Raw genomic sequence first — 18,132 nt, 5'->3', positions numbered from 1 at the left:
TCCGACGCCGCCTTCAGCGCTACGCTGATAGGCGGCGTTGTCGTATGGGCGCACCATGATCGTTCTGCCGGCAGCCGGATTTGTTTGCTGCCGGGACGACCACCACACATGGAGAAATCATCATGGCCAATCCATCTGCAACATCCTCTCACTCATCTTCTCAACTCTGCGTTGCCATCCTCGCCACCGACGGCTTTGAACAAGCCGAGCTGCTGGAACCGAAGAAGGCGCTCGAAGCCGCCGGCGTCAAAGTCGACGTGATCTCCGCCAAGGCGGGCTCGCTGCAGGGTTTCAAACACGTCGACAAGGGCGAACAGGTCAAGGTCGACAAGACCTTCGACCAGGCGCATCAGGAAGATTACGCCGCCGTGCTGTTGCCGGGCGGCGTGGTCAACGGCGACGCCATGCGGCTGGTGCCGGAAGCGGTCAAGTTCGTGCAGCAGGCCGACGCCGCGCACAAACCCATCGCAGCAATCTGCCACGGCGGCTGGCTGCTGATCTCGGCTGGTCTTGCCAAGGATCGCACCGTGACCAGCTGGCCGAGCTTGCAGGATGACTTCAAGAATGCCGGCGGCAAGTGGGTCGATCGTGAAGTGGTGCAGGACGACAACTTCATCACCTCGCGCAAGCCGGACGACATCCCGGCGTTCAACAAGACCTTGCTGGCGGCGTTGAAGAAGGCCGCATAAGTTTCACCAGCTCACTAATGTCTGCGCAATAAAAAAGGGACTTGCATTGCAAGTCCCTTTTTGTTGGTCCGACGATCCGACAAGGAAAATTTATTCCTTGCCTATTCCTTGTGGTAGCCGGTGACGCGCTCGACTTCGTTCTTCGAACCGAGGAACACGGCGACGCGTTGATGCAGCTTCTCAGGTTGAATGTCGAGGATGCGCTGGTCACCGTTGGTGGCGGCGCCGCCGGCCTGCTCGACGATGAAGGCCATGGGATTGGCTTCGTACATCAGGCGCAGCTTGCCTGGCTTGTCCGGTTCACGCGCATCGGCCGGGTACATGAAAACGCCGCCACGGTTGAGGATGCGATGCACGTCGGCGACCATCGAGGCGATCCAGCGCATGTTGAAATCCTTGCCGCGCGGACCGGTGGAGCCGGCCAGCATTTCGTCGACGTAACGCTTGACCGGCGGATACCAGTGGCGCGCGTTGGAGGCGTTGATGGCGAATTCCTTGGTGTCGGCGGGAATCTGCATGTCGCGTTGCGTCAGTACCCAGGCTCCCATTTCGCGGTCCAGCGTGAAGCAGTGCACGCCGTCGCCGGTGGTCAGCACCAGCACGGTTTGCGGGCCGTACACGGCATAGCCGGCGGCGACTTGCTTGGTGCCGGGCTGCAGGAAGTCTTGTTCCGACGGCTTGGTCATGCCGTCCGGCGCCTTCAGCACGGAGAAGATGGTGCCGATGGAAACATTGACGTCGATGTTGCTGGAGCCGTCCAGCGGATCGAACATCAGCAGGTATTCGCCCTGGGGATAACGGTTGGGAATCGGATGGATGGTCTCCATTTCTTCCGAAGCCATGCCGGCCAGGTGGCCGCCCCATTCGTTGGCTTCGAGCAGGATTTCGTTGGAGATGACGTCCAGCTTCTTCTGCACTTCGCCCTGCACGTTTTCGCTGCCGGCGGTGCCCAGTACTTCACCGAGCGCGCCTTTGCCGACGGCGTGGCTGATGCTCTTGCAGGCGCGGCCGACGACTTCGATCAGCAGGCGCAGTTCGGACGGGATCTTGTTGTGCAGGCGCTGCTGCTCGATCAGATGCTGGGTAAGGCTGATGCGTTTGGTCATGATGCTCTCTCTAAAAATCAATTCAAAATCATTGCTGCCGGTATCAGTTCGCCAGCGACTTGGTGATCACCTCGGCGACGTCGCGCGACAGTTTGGGCGTGTCGGCGACCTGACGCAAGGCGTTGCGCATTCTTTCCTGCAGCGCCGGCGAATACTTGCGCCAGCGGTCCAGGCTGCGCGCCAGGCGTGCGGCGACTTGCGGGTTGCTGGCGTTGAGCGCGATGACTTGCTCGGCCCAGAAGGCATAGCCGCTGCCGTCGAGCGCATGGAAGGCCGAAGGATTGCCGTTGCAGAAGCTGAAAATCAGGCTGCGCGCACGGTTCGGGTTCTTCAGTGTGAAGGCCGGATGCTGCGCCAGCGTGCGCACGGTCTCGACGTCGGCGGTGCGCGCAGTGGCCTGCAGCGTGAACCATTTGTCGATGACCAGCGCTTCCTGTTCGAACTCGCTGTAGAAATCTTCCAAGGCCTTGCCCTTGCCGGCGGCGCCGCTGTTGGTCAGGGCGGCGAGTGCAGCCAGCCGGTCGGTCATGTTGTTGGCGTTGTCGCATTGCTGTTGCGCCAGCGTGTGGGCCTGTTCGTCGTCGAGCTCGGCCAGGTAGGACAGCACCACGTTCTTGAGCGCGCGCTTGCCGGAGGCGGCAGCGTCCGGGCTGTAGGCGCCGGTGTCGTGATTGTCGCGGTAAGCCTCGAGCAGGTCGGCGCTCAACTCCCTGGCCAGCGTACGGCGCAGGAACTGGCGCGCGGCGTGGATGGCTTGCGGGTCGATGACTTCCATCTGCTCGGCGATCATGGTTTCCGACGGCAGCGTCAGCACCAGTTCGCGGAACGCCGGATCGAGCGAAGCGTCGTTGAGCGTGGCGCGCAAGGCATCCGTCAGCGCGCTGTCGTGCTGCAGGCTGTTCAGCACGGAATCGACCGAGACCACGTGGCCGGACTGGCGTGCAGCCTGCACCGCGATGGTCAGGCTGAGCAGACGGCGCGTGGCGAGGCGCTGGCCGGCCTCCCAACGGTTGAACGGGTCGCTGTCATGCGCCATAAGGAAGGCCAGCTCGGCGTCGCTGTAATCGTATTCCAGCACCACCGGCGCAGAGAAGCCGCGCAGGATCGACGGCACCGGCTTTTCGGCGACGTTGGTGAAGGTAAAGGTTTGTTTCGCTTGCGTCAGTTCCAGCACGCGGGTGGTCGCTGTGGCTGCTGGCTTGGCGGTCTTTTCACCGGCCAGCGTCAGCGCCAAGTCGCGGCCCTTGCGGTCGAGCAAGCCGACGGCGACAGGGATGTGGAACGGCAACTTTTTCTTTTGACCGGGTGTCGACGGGCAGGATTGCTCCAGCGTCAGTTCCAGCGTCTTGGCCTTGGCGTCGTAGCGCACCGAAGCGGCTACGCGCGGCGTGCCGGACTGGCTGTACCAGCGCTCGAACTGTTTGAGGTCGCGTTTGTTGGAATCCGCCATCGCGGCGCGGAAATCGTCGCAGGTCACAGCCTCGCCGTCGTGGCGCTGGAAGTAGAGGTCCATGCCCTTGCGGAAGCCGTCGCGGCCGAGCAGGGTCTGGTACATGCGCACGACTTCGGCGCCTTTTTCGTAGACGGTGACGGTGTAGAAATTGTTGATCTCGACGAAGGAGTCGGGACGCACCGGATGCGCCATCGGGCCGGCGTCTTCCGGGAATTGCGCCTGGCGCAGCACGCGCACGTCGTCGATGCGCTTGACCGCGCGGCCGCTGTCACTGCCGATCATGTCGGCGGAGAATTCCTGGTCGCGGAACACGGTCAGGCCTTCCTTCAGCGACAGCTGGAACCAGTCGCGGCAGGTGACGCGGTTGCCGGTCCAGTTGTGGAAGTATTCATGGCCGACCACAGCTTCGATGTTGGCATAGTCGACATCGGTGGCGATGCGCGGATTGGCCAGCACGAACTTGGTGTTGAAGATGTTGAGGCCCTTGTTCTCCATCGCGCCCATGTTGAAGTCGCCGACGGCGACGATCATGAAGCGGTCCAGGTCGAGCTCCAGGCCGAAGCGCTCTTCATCCCAGCGGATGCTGTTCTTGAGCGAGTCCATGGCGTGCTGGGTCTTGTCGAGGTTGCCGTCTTCCACCCATACCTGTAGCAGCACTTCGCGGCCGGATTGCAGCTTGTATTTTTCTTCCTGGCAGACCAGCTTGCCGGCCACCAGCGCGAACAGGTAGGACGGTTTCTTGAACGGGTCTTCCCACTTGGCGTAATGACGACCGTCAGGCAGCTCGCCCTCTTCGATCAGGTTGCCGTTCGACAGCAGCACCGGGCATTGCTTCTTGTCGGCGCGCAGCATGACGGTGTACTTGCCCATGACGTCGGGACGATCGGGGAAATAGGTGATCTTGCGGAAACCTTCGGCTTCGCATTGCGTGAAGAAATTGCCGTTGGACACGTACAGGCCCATGAGCGAGGTATTGCGCTGCGGCTGCGTGGTGGTTTCGATTTCCAGCGTGACTTTGGCGGGGGCGCCGGCGATGCGCAGGATGCCGCCCTGGATACGGTAGTCGCGCGCGGTCAGGGTCTTGCCGTTCAGGCGCAGTTGCACCAATTCGAGTTCTTCGCCGTAGAGTTCGATATCCTTGCCGGCGGCGGCCGGGTTGCGCTGCATCACGATGCGGGTGGCGACGCGGGTCAGTTCAGGCTCGAGGTCGAAACCCATTTCGACGGTGTCGACAAAATAGGTCGGTGCGGCGTAATCTTTGCGGTAAATCGTCGGAGGCGTATCGGTGCGCATGGAGGAGATCCCGGGGAAAAAGTGCAATGAGGTGCAATACTGGCTGTAAAGCAGCTGCAATAGGAACAAAAGGCAATTTTACCAATCAACCGAATGGATAGGCAGAAAAGGGCGAGAATAGTGCCCCGACCTGCCAGAAGAATTTCACAGAAACGGTCGCAGCTTCCCGACTGTTTGCCAGAATCACCGGAGAACCACCATGAAACGCTTGCTCGGCATCATCTTCACTGCAAGCAGCATCCTGCTCGCAGGCTGCGCCAGCACCATCACCAGCGACGTCACCGCCTTCCACGCCTGGCCGACTGACCTGCCGGACAAGTCCTATGTCTTCACGCCGACCAAGGATCAGGAAGGCAGCCTCGAATACCGCAATTACGAGCAACTGGTGCGCGCTGAACTGCAGCGCCTCGGCTTCATGGACGCCGCCGGAGCCAAAGCGCCCGTCAAGGCGACGCTCAAGGTGGCGTTCAGCTACGGCATGCAGGCTGGCACCGTCGTCGTGACCCAGCCGGTCTACGATCCGTTCTGGTACGGCCCGGGCTATCCGGGATGGCGCGGACGATTCGGCCCCTGGGGTCCGGGACCGTTCTACGATCCGTTCTGGGGGCCGCCGATGCAGACCACCGCCTTCCCGGTGTTCCAGCGCCGCCTGTACCTGAGCATCACGCGCGCCGACAGCGACCGCAAGCTGTATGAAGTCACGGTCGACAGCGAAGGCCGCGAAGCGACGCTGCCGATGGCCATGCCGTACATGGTGCACAGCGCGTTTTCGGAATTCCCGGGACCCAGCGGCGTCTCTCGCCATGTGGTGCTGAAACTGGACAAGCGTGCACCTGCCGCGCCGACAGCAACCACCTCCACCACCGTCAAACCCGCCGCACCCGCCCAATAAGCAGCGGCGAAAATGAAAATCCCGGTCTTGCCACCTGAGCAAGACCGGGATTTTTTATGCCCTCTTCCTGTATTTCTGTATTTCTGTCTTTCTACATTCCTGATCAGGAATACAGCGCTTCGCTGCCGAAGGTGATCGCCACGATCAGCAGCACCGCCAGGATCAGCACCACCAGCAATCGCCCGAACTTGGGCGAACCGTCGGTGCCGGAGGGCTGTTCATCGGGATGGTTCATCGGACTCTTGCCGGGATCGGAGGTAGTCACGACCGGTCCTCAAGGAATCAGGATGGTGGAGCCGGTGGTCTTGCGGCCTTCCAGGTCGGCGTGCGCCTGGCCGACGTCCTTCAGCGCGTAACGCTGATTGATGTCGATGTTGACCTTCTTGGCTTCAACCATGGCGAACAGGTCGTTGGCGGTGGCGTTGAGCGCCTCGCGCGTGGCGACGTAATTGCCCAGCGACGGACGCGTCAGGAACAGCGAGCCGCGTGAAGCCAGCTCGCTCACGCCGAACGGCGACACCGGGCCGGAGGCGCTGCCGAAGCTGACCATCATGCCGCGTGGCGACAGGCAGTCGAGTGAGCCGAGGAAGGTGTCCTTGCCGATCGAGTCGTACACCACCGGCACGCCTTTGCCGTCGGTGAGCTCCTTGACGCGCTCAACGAAATTCTCGGTCTTGTAATTGATGACATGGGTGCAGCCGGCAGCGGTGGCCAGCGCGGCTTTCTCATCGGTGCTGACGGTGCCGATCACGGTCACGCCCAGCGCCTTGGCCCATTGCGATGCGATCAACCCGATGCCGCCGGCGGCAGCGTGCAGCAGGATGGTCTCGCCGCCCTTCAACGGATAGGTCTGGCGCAGCAGGTATTGCACGGTCATGCCTTGCAGCATCATCGCGGCGGCGGTGTCGAAGCTGATCGAATCGGGCAGCTTGACCAGAATGTCAGCGGGCATCACGCGCGCTTCGGCGTAGGCGCCGTTGGGACGACCGGCGTAAGCCACGCGGTCGCCGACCTTGAAGTCGGCAACGCCGGCGCCGACCGCTTCGATGGTGCCTGCACCTTCCTGGCCGAGGCCGCTCGGCAACGGCTGTGGGTACAGGCCAATGCGGAAATAGACGTCGATGAAATTCAAACCGACGGCGGCGTGGCGGATGCGGACTTCGCCCGGACCGGGATCGCCGACTTCAACGTCAACGTATTCCATGACTTCGGGTCCGCCGGTCTTGAACATTCTGATTGCTTTTGTCATTTCGGTCTCCTGGGTGGCAATTAAAGAAAAGCTAAGTCTTTTAAGTCTTTTTACGCGACAGCAAATAAATTCCCGACAGCACCAGCGCGGTGCCGGTCAGCTGGATCGCCGTGATCGGTTCGTCCAGCAGCATGGCGCCGAGGAACAGCGTCGACACCGGGCCCACCAGGCCGGCCTGCGCCGCGCTCGGCGCACCGATGCGCGACACCGCGACCATCGTCAGGCACACCGGCAACACCGTGCAGAACACCGCGTTGATCAGCGACAGCTGGTACACCTCGACCGGTTGCACCAGCGCCGAGGCCGGACGCAGGACGAAGAACTGGATGATGCAGGCCACCGACGATACGCACATGGCGTAGGCCACCAGGCGCATGGCGCCGACGCGGCGCACCAGTTCGCCGGAAAAGATCAGGTACAGCGCATAGCTGATCGCCGCGCCCAGCACCAGCACGCTGCCCAGCACAACATTGTTGCCGCCGGTATTGATATCGTGCTGCAGCACCAGCGCGGTGCCGAGGTAGGACACCAGCAGCGCGCCCCACTCGATCAGGCCGACCTTGCGCTTGTAGAAGGTGAAGGAAATCAGCAGCACGAAGGACGGCGTCAGGAACAGGATCAACCGCTCCAGCCCGGCCGAAATGTATTGCAGCCCCAGGAAATCAAGGAAGCTCGACAGGTAATAGCCGATCAGGCCCAAGAAAACGATCCGGGCGTAATCGCGCCCGGCCAGCGGCGGCGAGTTGCGTGCCTGCCAGATCGCCAGCACTGCAAACATCGGCAGCGAAAACATCATGCGCAAGCTGATCACCATCACCGCATCGACGTGATAGCGGTACATCAGCTTGGCGACGATGGCCTTGGCGGAAAAGAAAATGGCGCCGACGACGGCGAGCAGCAGACCGGCCAGATAGGCGCGGCGCGGGGAAATGGAGGGGGAAAGCGCGGTGGAAGACATCCCGTGATTGTAAACGCTACGGGCCTGCTCTGCCCGGCGGCGGCCGGGTCATTTCCGGATCAGCCCGGCCGCGCGAGCTGCAGCGGCGCAATCAGCGCATCAAGCTCCGCCTGGCCGAACTTGGGCGTCACCGCGCCGTCAGTGCCGAGTACGCCCTCGGCCAGCACCGACTTGCGCTCCTGCAATTCCAGAATGCGTTCTTCGATGCTGCCTTCGATGATGAGCTTGTAGACCAGCACCGCCTGGTCCTGGCCGATGCGATGGGCGCGGGCGATGGCCTGTTCTTCCACCGCAGGGTTCCACCATGGATCCACCAGAATGACGGTATCGGCGGCGGTCAGGTTGAGGCCGATGCCGCCGGCCTTGAGGCTGACCAGCATGATGGGTACGTCCTTGCGCTGGAATTGCGCCACCACCTCGCCGCGCGCCGCCGTCGGCGTCTTGCCGGTCAGCGACAGCCACGGCAACTCCAGCACATCGAGTTCGGTCTCGATCAGTTCCAGCATTTCGGTGAACTGTGAAAACACCAGCACGCGTCGGCCCTCCGCCGCCAGCGATGGCAGCATGTCGCGCAGCATTTCGATCTTGGCGCGCTCGATGGTTTTTGGCGTCTTGCCGCCCTTGAGCAGGAAAGGATCGCAGCACACCTGACGCAGCTTGAGCAGCGCATCCATGATGGTCACGTGCGAACCGGTGAAACCGCGCCGCTCCAGCGCGCGCCGCACCTGCTTGTCGGCGGCCGCGCGCACGCTTTCGTAGAGATCGCGCTGGCGACCCTGCAATTGCAGCAGCTTGATCGCCACGGTTTTGGGCGGCAATTCGGCGGCGACGTTTTCCTTGCGGCGACGCAGGATGAACGGCCGCACCCGCTGCGCCAGCAATTGCGCGCGCAGGGTTTCGCCGTTTTCCTCGATCGGCTTGCGCCACAGCCGCGCGAAGGTGGAGGCCTCACCGAGGAAGCCCGGCATCAGGAAATTGAATTGCGCCCACAGCTCGCCGAGATGGTTTTCCAACGGCGTGCCGGTCATGCAGACGCGATGGCGCGCACGCAGGCGGCGCACTGCGCTGGCGCTGCGGGCGGCGGCGTTCTTGACGGTCTGCGCCTCGTCGAGGATCAGCAGGTGGAACTGCTGGCGCGCCAGCGCGTCGAGGTCGCGCCACACCAGTGGATAAGTGGTCAGCACGATGTCGAATTCGGCCATGCGCGCAAAGTCGTCCTCGCGCTGCGGCCCCTGCAAGGCCAGCACGCGCAGGTCCGGCGTCATGCGCCTGGCCTCGGCCTGCCAGTTGAACACCAGCGAGGTTGGCAACACCACCAGCGCCGGGCAATCGAGCCGCCCGGATTGTTTTTCGATCAGGATGTGCGCCAGCATCTGCGCGGTCTTGCCCAGGCCCATGTCGTCGGCGAGGATGCCGGCCAGGTGATGCGCGCGCAGGTATTGCAGCCAGGCGACGCCGTGCAGCTGATACGGCCGCAAGGTCACGCCGAGTCCGGTGGGTGCGGCTACCGGCGGCGGCTCGCCGGCAGCGCGCAGGCGCAGCGCTAGTTCACGCAGGCCGGCGTCGCTTTGCAGGTGGAAGCCGTTTCCATATGTAGCGCCGTCTTCGCCGAGGCGGCGGCACATGTCGTCCAGGCGACCGGCGTCCCACGGCGAAATGCGCAGTACGCCTTCCTTGCGGCGCAGGTCGGTCAGCAGGTCGAGCATCGCCGACACGATCACCTTGAGCGGCGCGGCAAGTGCGTCAACGCGTTTGCCTCCCGGTGCACGTAATGAGATCAGGGAAATGTCATCGATGGCGGCGATCTTCTGGATGTCAGTCCAGCGCGCGTCGCGTCGTAGCAGGTCGGCCAGCATCGGCGTGAGATCGAAGAACTGGCCTTCGATTTCCACGCCCATGGTGAGCAGCCACCAGGCTGCGCGTCCAAGGTCAGCAAACCCGCCGAAGTCGCCGATGATTTTGGTGCGGCCCTGTTGCAGCGTGCTCGCGACTTCCTTGCCGAGCACCGCGCCCGATTCGGGGCTGACGATGACACGCCAGGATTCGACCGGCACGCTTTCGTGCGCGAAGCCGGGACGCACCACGACGCTCCAGCCTTGCTGCTGCAACGCCGGCACGCGGTCGGCCCAGAAATCGCCGAAATTGTTTTCCAGCAGCAGCGACCACAGTTGTCCATCGATGGTCGCCATGTCGTCCGCGCGCCATTGCAAGGCGTCCGCCGGCAGCGGCAACAAACCCGCAGCCTGGATCGCTTCGAGCGCGTCAGCTTCGGCGTGCAGGTTGCGCCGCATGACGACTTGCCTGCCTTGCGGATTGAAAAGGAGTTGTGTGGCGGCGGCGCTCTGGTCCATCAGGCTGGCCGGGGCTTCGGTTTCCCAGTGCAGGCCGGCGCCGGCCTGGTAGGTCCAGTCGACTTGCGCCACCGTGACGTTGCCGCCGCGCGGGCCGAACAGTCCACCCGGACGCAGCCCGAGCACGCCGTCGCCGCGCGTGAAGGTCTGCAGCGTCAGGCGCGGACGAAAACGTCCGAGCACTTCGCTCTGGTCGGACTGCGCCTGCGGAACCGCCATCGGTCAGCGCTTCTTGAGCAAGGATCCGAGCACGCCGCGAATGATTTCGCGGCCGACCTGCGAGCCGATGCTGCGCGCTGCGGACTTGACCATGGCTTCGACCGGCGACTCACGACGGCTGCTGCTACCCTTGCCGCCAGCGCTGTTGCCGAAGAAGCCGCCGGCGGCGTCCCTGAGCAGGTCGCCGAGGCCGCCTCCGCCGCCCGATGATTCGGATTCGGCCGGGACCGTGGAAGGCGCACCGGCCGGCGCATTGCCCGGCTGCTGCGCCGCGCGGCCCTTGATTTTTTCGTAGGCCGATTCGCGGTCGACGGCTTTTTCATAGACGCCGGCCACCACCGACGAGGCGATGAAGGCCTTGCGCTCGTCGTCCGTGATCGGACCGATCTGCGAACCCGGCATCAGGATGTAGGCGCGCTCGACGATATTGGGACGGCCCTTCTCATCGAGAAAGGACACCAGCGCTTCGCCCACGCCGAGTTCGGTGATGGCGGTCGCGGTATTCAATTGCGGATTGGCGCGGAAGGTCTCGGCGGCGGCCTGCACCGCTTTCTGGTCGCGCGGCGTGTAGGCGCGCAGGGCGTGCTGCACGCGGTTGCCGAGCTGGCCCAGCACGGTGTCGGGAATGTCGAGCGGATTTTGCGTGACGAAGAACACGCCGACGCCCTTGGAGCGGATCAGGCGCACCACCTGCTCGATCTTTTGCAGCAGCGGCTTGGGTGCTTCGTCGAACAGCAGATGCGCCTCGTCGAAGAAGAACACCAGCTTGGGCTTGTCGAGGTCGCCGACTTCCGGCAGGTGCTCGAACAGTTCGGACAGCATCCACAGCAGGAAGGTCGAATATAAACGCGGTGCGTTGAGCAGCTTGTCGGCGGCAAGGATGTTGATCACGCCCTTGCCCTTGGCGTCGGTCTGCATCCAGTCTTCGATGTTGAGCATGGGCTCGCCGAAGAACTTGTCGCCGCCCTGCTCCTCGATGCCGATCAGGCCGCGCTGGATGGCGCCGATGCTGGCGGCGGAGATGTTGCCGTATTCGGTCTTGAAAGTGGCGGCGTTGTCGCCGACGTGCTGCAGCATGGCGCGCAGATCCTTGGTGTCGAGCAGCAACAGGCCGTTGTCATCGGCGATCTTGAAGACCAGTTGCAGCACGCCCTCTTGCGTGTCGTTCAGATTGAGCATGCGCGCAATCATCAGCGGCCCCATGTCGGAAATGGTCGCGCGCACCGGATGGCCTTTTTCGCCGAAGACGTCCCAGAAGGTCACCGGCAAGGCTTCCCAGGCCGGTTCATCCATGCCGAGCGAGCTCAGGCGTTCCTTGCTCTTGGCCGACAGCACGCCGGCCTTGGACAATCCGGACAGGTCACCCTTGACGTCGGCCATGAACACCGGCACGCCGATGTCCGAGAGCGCCTGCGCCACCACTTGCAGGGTCACGGTCTTGCCGGTGCCGGTGGCGCCGGTGATGCAGCCGTGGCGGTTGACCAGGTTGGGCAGCAGGGACAGTTCCTGCGTCTGATTTTTAGCGATGAGAAGTGGCTTGATCATGATAGAAAATCAATAAGAGGGAGGGCCGGAGATGGGCTCGGAGGTCGGGCGATATGGTAAAATCCTCGGTCGATTATAACTAGAACCCCCTTCGTCAATTCGCGATATTCGCGCAGAGTTCAGGCAGAGTCCGCCGAACTTCGCGCCGATCCGGACGGAGCGCGTTCCATCAAGGCAGGAAAGATTCATCATGGCTGGACACAGCAAATGGGCCAATATTCAGCATCGTAAAGGCCGTCAGGACGAAAAGCGCGGCAAGATCTGGACCCGCCTCATCAAGGAAATCACCGTGGCATCCCGCATGGGCGGCGGCGACGTGGACGCCAACCCGCGCCTGCGCCTGGCCGTCGACAAGGCCGCCGACGCCAACATGCCCAAGGACAACGTCACCCGCGCCATCCAGCGTGGCAACGGCACCCTGGACGGCGTCAACTACGAAGAAGTCCGCTACGAGGGCTACGGCATCAACGGCGCCGCCATCATCGTCGACTGCATGACCGACAACCGCATCCGCACCGTGGCCGACGTGCGCCACGCGTTTTCCAAGTACGGCGGCAACATGGGCACCGAAGGTTCGGTGTCGTTCATGTTCAAGCACTGCGGCCAGTTGCTGTACGCTCCGGGCGTGAGCGAAGACGCCATCATGGAAGCCGCGCTCGAAGCCGGCGCCGATGACGTCCTCACCGACGACGAAGGCGGCATCGAAGTGCTGACGCCGCCGCACGACTTTGGCGCCGTCAAGGCCGCGATGGAAAAAGCCGGCTTCAAGGCCGAGATGGCCGAAATCATCATGAAGCCCGCGACCGAAACCGTCTTCACCGGCGACGACGCCGTCAAGATGCAAAAACTGCTGGATGCTCTGGAAAACCTCGACGACGTGCAAGAGATTTACAGCAACGCCGTTATTGAAAATTAAGCCGCCGGCCAACCATTTCTTACCTAGTCCCTATCATGAAAATTCTCGTTGTTGGCTCCGGTGGTCGTGAACACGCACTGGCCTGGAAAATCGCTCAGTCGCCGCGCATCCAAACCGTCTACGTTGCCCCGGGCAACGGCGGCACCGCGCTCGACGAGCGCCTGGAAAACGTCGCGATCACCGATCTGAACGAACTCGCCGACTTCGTCGAAAAAGAACACGTCGCGCTGACCGTGGTCGGCCCGGAAGTACCGCTGGCCGCCGGCATCGTCAACCTGTTCCGCGCCCGCGGCCTGAAGGTCTTCGGCCCGACCAAGGAAGCCGCGCAACTGGAAAGCTCGAAGGATTTCTCCAAGTCCTTCATGAAGCGCCATGCGATCCCGACCGCTGAATACCAGACCTTCTCCGACGTCAAGGCGGCCCACGACTACGTCGACCAAAAAGGCGCACCGATCGTCATCAAGGCCGACGGCCTGGCTGCCGGCAAGGGCGTCGTCGTCGCATTGACGCTGGAAGAAGCGCACGGCGCAGTCGACATGATGCTGTCCGACAACAAACTCGGCGACGCCGGCGCACGCGTCGTGATCGAGGAATTCCTGGCCGGCGAAGAAGCCAGCTTCATCGTCATGGTGGACGGCAAGAACATCCTGCCGCTGGCCACCAGCCAGGACCACAAACGCCTGCAGGACAATGACCAGGGTCCGAACACCGGCGGCATGGGTGCATACTCCCCTGCCCCGATCGTGACGCCGGCGCTGCACGCCCGCGTGATGCGCGAAATCATCGTGCCGACCGTGCAAGGCATGGCCAAGGACGGCATCCCGTTCTCCGGCTTCCTGTATGCCGGCCTGATGATCGACGACAAGGGCAATCCGAAGACGCTGGAATTCAACTGCCGCATGGGTGACCCTGAGACGCAGCCGATCATGGCCCGCCTCAAGACCGACCTGCTGACCGTGATGGAACATGCCGTCAACGGCACGCTCGACACCATCGAACTGGAATGGGATCGCCGCACCGCGCTGGGCGTGGTGATGGCCGCAGCCGGCTATCCGGATGCGCCGCGCAAGGGCGACCTGATCACCGACATTCCGGCGGAAACCGACGATTGCGTCACCTTCCATGCAGGCACCACCCTGACCGGCGACAAGCTGACCACTTCAGGCGGCCGCGTGCTGTGCGTGGTGGGTCTGGGCGACAGCGTCAAGGTCGCCCAGAAACAAGCCTACGCCGCCGCCGACCTGATCCATTTTGAAGGCGCGCAACTGCGCCGCGACATCGGCTGGCGCGCGATCAAGCGCTGATCACGGCATCCGGAATCGTGAAAAACCTCGCAAACCTTGGGTTTTGCGAGGTTTTTTGCTTTGGAACCACCCGTTTTCCATAAAATGGCTAAAAATCTGCAACAAAAACGGCCCGTGAGCACCTAATCCCGGTCAACAACGCATTCAACACAGGAAAAACGCATGCAACAACACCTGCTCAACCTCGATAACCTGATCAATCTCTATCTGGTGCCGTTCGGCCTCAAGGTCCTGGCGGCGCTGGTCATCTGGTTCGTCGGCGGCATGCTGATCGGCACCTTCGCCAAGGTGGTGCGGCGCGTGCTGACCGCGCGCCAGCTGGAACCGACACTGGTGAACTACGCCATTTCGGCAATCCACGTGGTCTTGCGCGTGCTGCTGGTGATGGGCATCCTGGAAGTCTGCGGCGTGCCGACCACCTCGTTCGCGGCCATGATCGGCGCGGTCGGCGTGGCGCTGGGCGTGGCCTGGTCGGGCCTGCTGTCGAACTTCGCGGCCGGCATCTTCCTGGTGGTGCTGCGTCCGTTCAAGGTCGGCGACTACATCACGGCGGCGGGCCAGACCGGCACCGTCACCGACATCGGCCTGGTCACCACGACCATGCTGACCGACAACAATCTGCGTGTGATCATCGGCAACAACAAGTTGTTTTCCGACATCATCACCAATTACAACGTCCAGCCGACCCGCCGTGTCGACTTGCGCTGCCAGATCGCCTACGGCGTCGATCCGGCCGAGGCGATCACGCGCCTGAATACAAAAGTGGCGCAGATCCCGAATGTGCTGGTCGATCCGGCGCCAGCCGTGGTGATTCAGGAATTCAACGCCACCGGCACCCTGCTGGCAGTGCGCCTGTTCGCGCCGACGCCGAATTTCGGCCAGGTCTACAACGACACCAACCGCGCCATCGCGCAAACCTGCGCCGAAGCGGGCTGGCCGGCGCCTGCCACGTACCAGGTCAGTGTTGCCAATCCGAATCAGCCCGAACCGGCTGCGTCAGTTCCGCCAAGCGCTACATAAGTCACATAAAAGCCCACCAAAAGCCTGCTCCGAAGCCGCCTAAACGGCTTCGGGCTACCCGCTGACGGCTCCGTCAGGGTACAATCGCGGGGGTAATTTTTCTTGCGTGCACCAAAGAGCGCCTTTGCGCCTGCCCCAGAACCTGTTTGCGATCTGTAGCGAGAGGCCATCAGCCGGTGGCGGACGGAGCGGAGGAACCGGAATGTACTTGAGTACATGAGGATTCCGAGCACCGCCCGACGCCGGATCATGGCCTCGCAGTAAGATCGAAAACAGGTTCCACGCCTCCCTAGCGACGACATCCGTGACAGCAACCGCCACCGCCTCAACCATTAAAGCCTATCTGCAAGACCTCCAGCAACGCATTGTCGCGGCGCTGGAAGGAGTTGACGGCAAGTCCTTCCTCACCGATTCCTGGGAACGCCCTGAAGGCGGCGGCGGGACTTCGCGCATCATCGAAGAAGGCAATGTATTCGAACGCGGCGGCGTCGGTTTTTCGCACGTGATGGGCAAGAACCTGCCGCCCTCGGCTGCCGCCAACCGTCCGGAAATCGCTGGCCGTGAATGGGAAGCCATGGGCGTGTCGCTGGTGCTGCATCCGCGCAATCCTTATGCGCCGACGGTGCACATGAATGTGCGCTTCTTCGTCGCCAAGGCGGACGGCCAGAACCAGGAGCCGGTCTGGTGGTTCGGCGGCGGCATGGACCTGACGCCTTATTACGGTTTCGCCGAAGACGCGACGCATTTCCATCGCAGCTGCCGCGATGCGCTGGCGCCGTTCGGCAACGAACTGCATCCGCGCTTCAAGAAGTGGTGCGACGACTATTTTTACCTGAAGCACCGCAAGGAAGCGCGCGGCGTCGGCGGGATTTTCTTTGATGATTTCAACGCGCTGCCGCTGGACGACAGTTTTGCGCTGATGCGCAGCGTCGGCGACAGCTTTATCGGCGCTTACCTGCCGATCCTGGAGCAGCGCAAGGACACGCCTTACGGCGAACGTGAACGCGATTTCCAGGCCTATCGGCGCGGACGTTATGTCGAGTTCAACCTGGTGTTCGACCGCGGCACGCTGTTCGGCCTGCAATCAGGCGGACGCACCGAGTCGATCCTGATGTCGATGCCGCCGGTGGTGAAGTGGCGCTATAACTGGCAGCCGCAAGACGGCAGCCCGGAAGCGCAGCTGTACAGCGACTTCTTGCCGCACAAGGAATGGATTTGATGGTCACAGCTTCCTTGCCCGTGCAAGCCACGCGCTGTATCGCCATTCTGGGCGGCAGCTTCGATCCCGTGCACAACGGCCACGTCGCGCTGGGCGATCATTTTGTCGAGCTGCTGCAGCCGGACGAGCTGCGCGTGATTCCGGCCGGCAACCCGTGGCAGAAGCATGGCTTGCAAGCCACATCAGCGCAACGCGTGGACATGGTCGAACTGGCGTTCAGCCATGAACATGTACCTGTGGTGATTGACCAACAGGAAATTCGCCGCACGACGGCAACGTACACCATCGATACCTTGCAGGCCTTGCGCGCCGAGCTCGGTCCCGAGGTCTCCATCGTTTTCCTGATGGGCGCAGACCAATTGCAGCATCTGGATACCTGGCAAGGTTGGCAACAATTATTCGACTATGCCCACCTGTGCGCCGCTTCGCGCCCGGGCTTCGGCATCGACGCTGCGCAGGTGCCGGATGTTGTCATGCAGGAATTTACACGCCGTGCCGGCACTGAAAAGGAAATACGCACCACCTCGCACGGCAAAGCCTATCTGGCATCCAGTCTCGACGTCGACATTTCATCGACCGAGATCCGTTCCTTGCTGCAACGCGGCGAAAGACCGGAGTCGCTGATCCCGGCGAGGGTGCTAGACTATATCGAACAACATCATCTCTATCAAAACTAATGGATATCAAAAAACTGCAAACCGCCGTCGTCGACGCGCTGGAAGACGTCAAAGCTCAGGACATCAAGATCTATGACACCACTCACCTGACCAGCCTGTTCGACCGCGTGGCGATCGCCTCCGGCACTTCGAACCGCCAGACCAAGGCGCTCGCCGCTTCGGTGCGCGACAAGGTCAAGGCCAAGGGCGGCCATGTCGTCAGCGTCGAAGGCGAAGACACCGGTGAATGGGTGCTGGTCGATCTGGGCGACATGATCGTCCACATCATGCAACCGGCCATCCGCGCTTACTACCGCCTGGAAGAAATCTGGGGCGACAAGGAAGTGAAGATGGGCGCGGCCAAGCGTGTCGCTTCCAGCGCCGCCGCCAAGAAAGCCGGCGAAGACGAAAAGCCTGCCAAGATCCGCCGCACCCGCGAGCAAGCCGAAGCGGTGGAAGCCAGCCAGGCGATCGACGACGAAGCACCGAAGAAGCCGGCACGCAAGCCGCGCACCACGTCGGTCACCTCCGACGCCAAGCCGGCGCCGAAGACCACACGTGCGCCACGCGCATCGACCACGCTCAGCGCCGCCAAGACCAAGGCCGCCGCTGGTGCTGCTGGCACGGCAGTCAAGCGCAAGGCCCCGGCTAAAAAAGCGGTCGGCACCACCGTCAAGGTCGCCATGCCGAAAAGCGCCGTTGCGTCGAAAAAAGCGGCCGCCGCCAAGCGTCCGGCACGTCCAAAAGCCAAGGCCTGACCCCGGTCGTGTGAGCCATGCAGCTCATCATTACCGCCGTCGGCCACAAAATGCCGGGCTGGATCGAATCGGGATTTAACGAATACGCCAAGAGGATGCCGGCCGAGTGCCGCGTCCTGTTGAAAGAAATCAAACCGATCGAACGCTCCGGCAGCAGGACCGCAGAAACCGTGATGTCGCAGGAACGCAGCAAGATCGAAGCCGCGCTGCCGAAAGGCGCGCGCATCGTGGCGCTGGACGAGCACGGCAAGGACATCACCTCGATGCAGTTGTCGCAGTTGCTGACCCAATGGCAGCAGGACGGCCGTGACGTCGCCTTCGTGATCGGCGGCGCCGACGGACTCGATCCCGGCCTCAAGGCCAATGCCGACATGCTGGTGCGCATCTCCAGCCTGACGCTGCCGCACGGCATGGTGCGCGTGCTGCTGGCGGAACAGCTGTACCGCGCCTGGTCGATTACGCAGAATCATCCGTATCACCGCGTATAGGAAACCGATCAGGTAC

General features: G+C 62.6%; 16 protein-coding genes and 1 other RNA gene. 9 read left to right on the top strand and 8 right to left on the bottom strand.

Going from position 1 to position 18,132, the window contains the following annotated elements:
• Positions 1-122 precede the first annotated feature (122 nt).
• A complete protein-coding gene (locus E4P32_RS12800) occupies positions 123-689 on the top strand; it encodes a type 1 glutamine amidotransferase domain-containing protein (RefSeq protein WP_116436768.1) in 567 nt (188 codons plus the stop codon).
• Positions 690-790: 101 nt separating this feature from the next.
• Here E4P32_RS12800 and E4P32_RS12795 read toward each other — a convergent pair whose 3' ends face one another.
• Together E4P32_RS12795 and pepN are read right to left on the bottom strand one after the other, a co-directional pair.
• The gene (locus tag E4P32_RS12795; protein WP_116436769.1) at positions 791-1,795 is read right to left on the bottom strand and encodes a class 1 fructose-bisphosphatase; all 1,005 of its coding nucleotides are present in this window, start codon (positions 1,793-1,795) and stop codon (positions 791-793) included.
• A gap of 43 nt (positions 1,796-1,838) precedes the next feature.
• Positions 1,839-4,541 (bottom strand): aminopeptidase N, encoded by a 2,703-nt coding sequence (pepN, locus tag E4P32_RS12790; RefSeq protein WP_116436770.1) that lies wholly within the window; start codon positions 4,539-4,541, stop codon positions 1,839-1,841.
• A 199-nt stretch (positions 4,542-4,740) separates the two neighbouring features.
• On the opposite strand from pepN, the gene E4P32_RS12785 reads away from it, so the two are divergent.
• The gene (locus tag E4P32_RS12785) at positions 4,741-5,433 is read left to right on the top strand and encodes a DUF4136 domain-containing protein (protein WP_116436771.1); all 693 of its coding nucleotides are present in this window, start codon (positions 4,741-4,743) and stop codon (positions 5,431-5,433) included.
• A 103-nt stretch (positions 5,434-5,536) separates the two neighbouring features.
• On the opposite strand, the gene E4P32_RS24100 is transcribed toward E4P32_RS12785, so the two are convergent.
• From E4P32_RS24100 to E4P32_RS12765, 5 genes are read right to left on the bottom strand one after another with little or no spacing between them, the layout of a single operon-like run.
• Positions 5,537-5,698 carry a hypothetical protein gene (locus tag E4P32_RS24100; protein WP_158559763.1) on the bottom strand — a complete coding sequence of 54 codons (162 nt, stop codon included), beginning with the start codon at positions 5,696-5,698 and terminating at the stop codon, positions 5,537-5,539.
• A gap of 9 nt (positions 5,699-5,707) precedes the next feature.
• A complete protein-coding gene (locus tag E4P32_RS12780; protein WP_116436772.1) occupies positions 5,708-6,682 on the bottom strand; it encodes a quinone oxidoreductase in 975 nt (324 codons plus the stop codon).
• Positions 6,683-6,722: 40 nt separating this feature from the next.
• On the bottom strand, positions 6,723-7,640 hold the full coding sequence (locus E4P32_RS12775; RefSeq protein WP_116436773.1) for a DMT family transporter: 918 nt from the start codon (positions 7,638-7,640) through the stop codon (positions 6,723-6,725).
• 59 nt (positions 7,641-7,699) lie between these two features.
• A complete protein-coding gene (locus tag E4P32_RS12770) occupies positions 7,700-10,210 on the bottom strand; it encodes a DEAD/DEAH box helicase (RefSeq protein ID WP_116436774.1) in 2,511 nt (836 codons plus the stop codon).
• A 3-nt stretch (positions 10,211-10,213) separates the two neighbouring features.
• Positions 10,214-11,755: a helicase HerA-like C-terminal domain-containing protein gene (locus tag E4P32_RS12765; protein WP_116436775.1), complete on the bottom strand. Its 1,542-nt coding sequence runs from the start codon at positions 11,753-11,755 to the stop codon at positions 10,214-10,216.
• Between the two features lie 190 nt (positions 11,756-11,945).
• Here E4P32_RS12765 and E4P32_RS12760 point away from each other — a divergent pair, with 190 nt between their 5' ends.
• From E4P32_RS12760 to E4P32_RS12750, 3 genes are all read left to right on the top strand, one after another.
• Entirely contained in the window at positions 11,946-12,671 is a 726-nt protein-coding gene (locus E4P32_RS12760) for a YebC/PmpR family DNA-binding transcriptional regulator (RefSeq protein WP_116436776.1), read from the top strand.
• Positions 12,672-12,706: 35 nt separating this feature from the next.
• Complete coding sequence (purD, locus tag E4P32_RS12755; protein ID WP_116436777.1) at positions 12,707-13,975, top strand: phosphoribosylamine--glycine ligase; 1,269 nt, start codon at positions 12,707-12,709, stop codon at positions 13,973-13,975.
• 162 nt (positions 13,976-14,137) lie between these two features.
• Positions 14,138-14,995 carry a mechanosensitive ion channel family protein gene (locus E4P32_RS12750; protein WP_116436778.1) on the top strand — a complete coding sequence of 286 codons (858 nt, stop codon included), beginning with the start codon at positions 14,138-14,140 and terminating at the stop codon, positions 14,993-14,995.
• A gap of 143 nt (positions 14,996-15,138) precedes the next feature.
• Here E4P32_RS12750 and E4P32_RS12745 read toward each other — a convergent pair.
• Positions 15,139-15,213: non-coding RNA, sX9 sRNA (locus tag E4P32_RS12745), on the bottom strand.
• 86 nt (positions 15,214-15,299) lie between these two features.
• Between E4P32_RS12745 and hemF the strand changes: the two genes are divergently transcribed.
• From hemF to rlmH, 4 genes are read left to right on the top strand one after another with little or no spacing between them, the layout of a single operon-like run.
• Positions 15,300-16,214, top strand: coding sequence for an oxygen-dependent coproporphyrinogen oxidase (gene hemF, locus E4P32_RS12740; protein WP_116436779.1), 915 nt, complete (start codon positions 15,300-15,302; stop codon positions 16,212-16,214).
• Positions 16,214-16,891 (top strand): nicotinate-nucleotide adenylyltransferase, encoded by a 678-nt coding sequence (locus E4P32_RS12735; RefSeq protein ID WP_116436891.1) that lies wholly within the window; start codon positions 16,214-16,216, stop codon positions 16,889-16,891. Before hemF ends, E4P32_RS12735 begins: the two co-directional genes overlap by 1 nt.
• A complete protein-coding gene (gene rsfS, locus E4P32_RS12730; RefSeq protein ID WP_116436780.1) occupies positions 16,891-17,628 on the top strand; it encodes a ribosome silencing factor in 738 nt (245 codons plus the stop codon). Before E4P32_RS12735 ends, rsfS begins: the two co-directional genes overlap by 1 nt.
• A 17-nt stretch (positions 17,629-17,645) precedes the next feature.
• Positions 17,646-18,116, top strand: coding sequence for a 23S rRNA (pseudouridine(1915)-N(3))-methyltransferase RlmH (gene rlmH, locus E4P32_RS12725; protein ID WP_016834523.1), 471 nt, complete (start codon positions 17,646-17,648; stop codon positions 18,114-18,116).
• Positions 18,117-18,132: the final 16 nt, after the last annotated feature.

This window comes from Herbaspirillum sp. 3R11, assembly GCF_004563925.1.
Lineage (GTDB): Bacteria > Pseudomonadota > Gammaproteobacteria > Burkholderiales > Burkholderiaceae_D > Herbaspirillum.
Note: the sequence above shows the minus strand (reverse complement) of the source record. Positions and strands in the feature narration are given on the sequence as shown.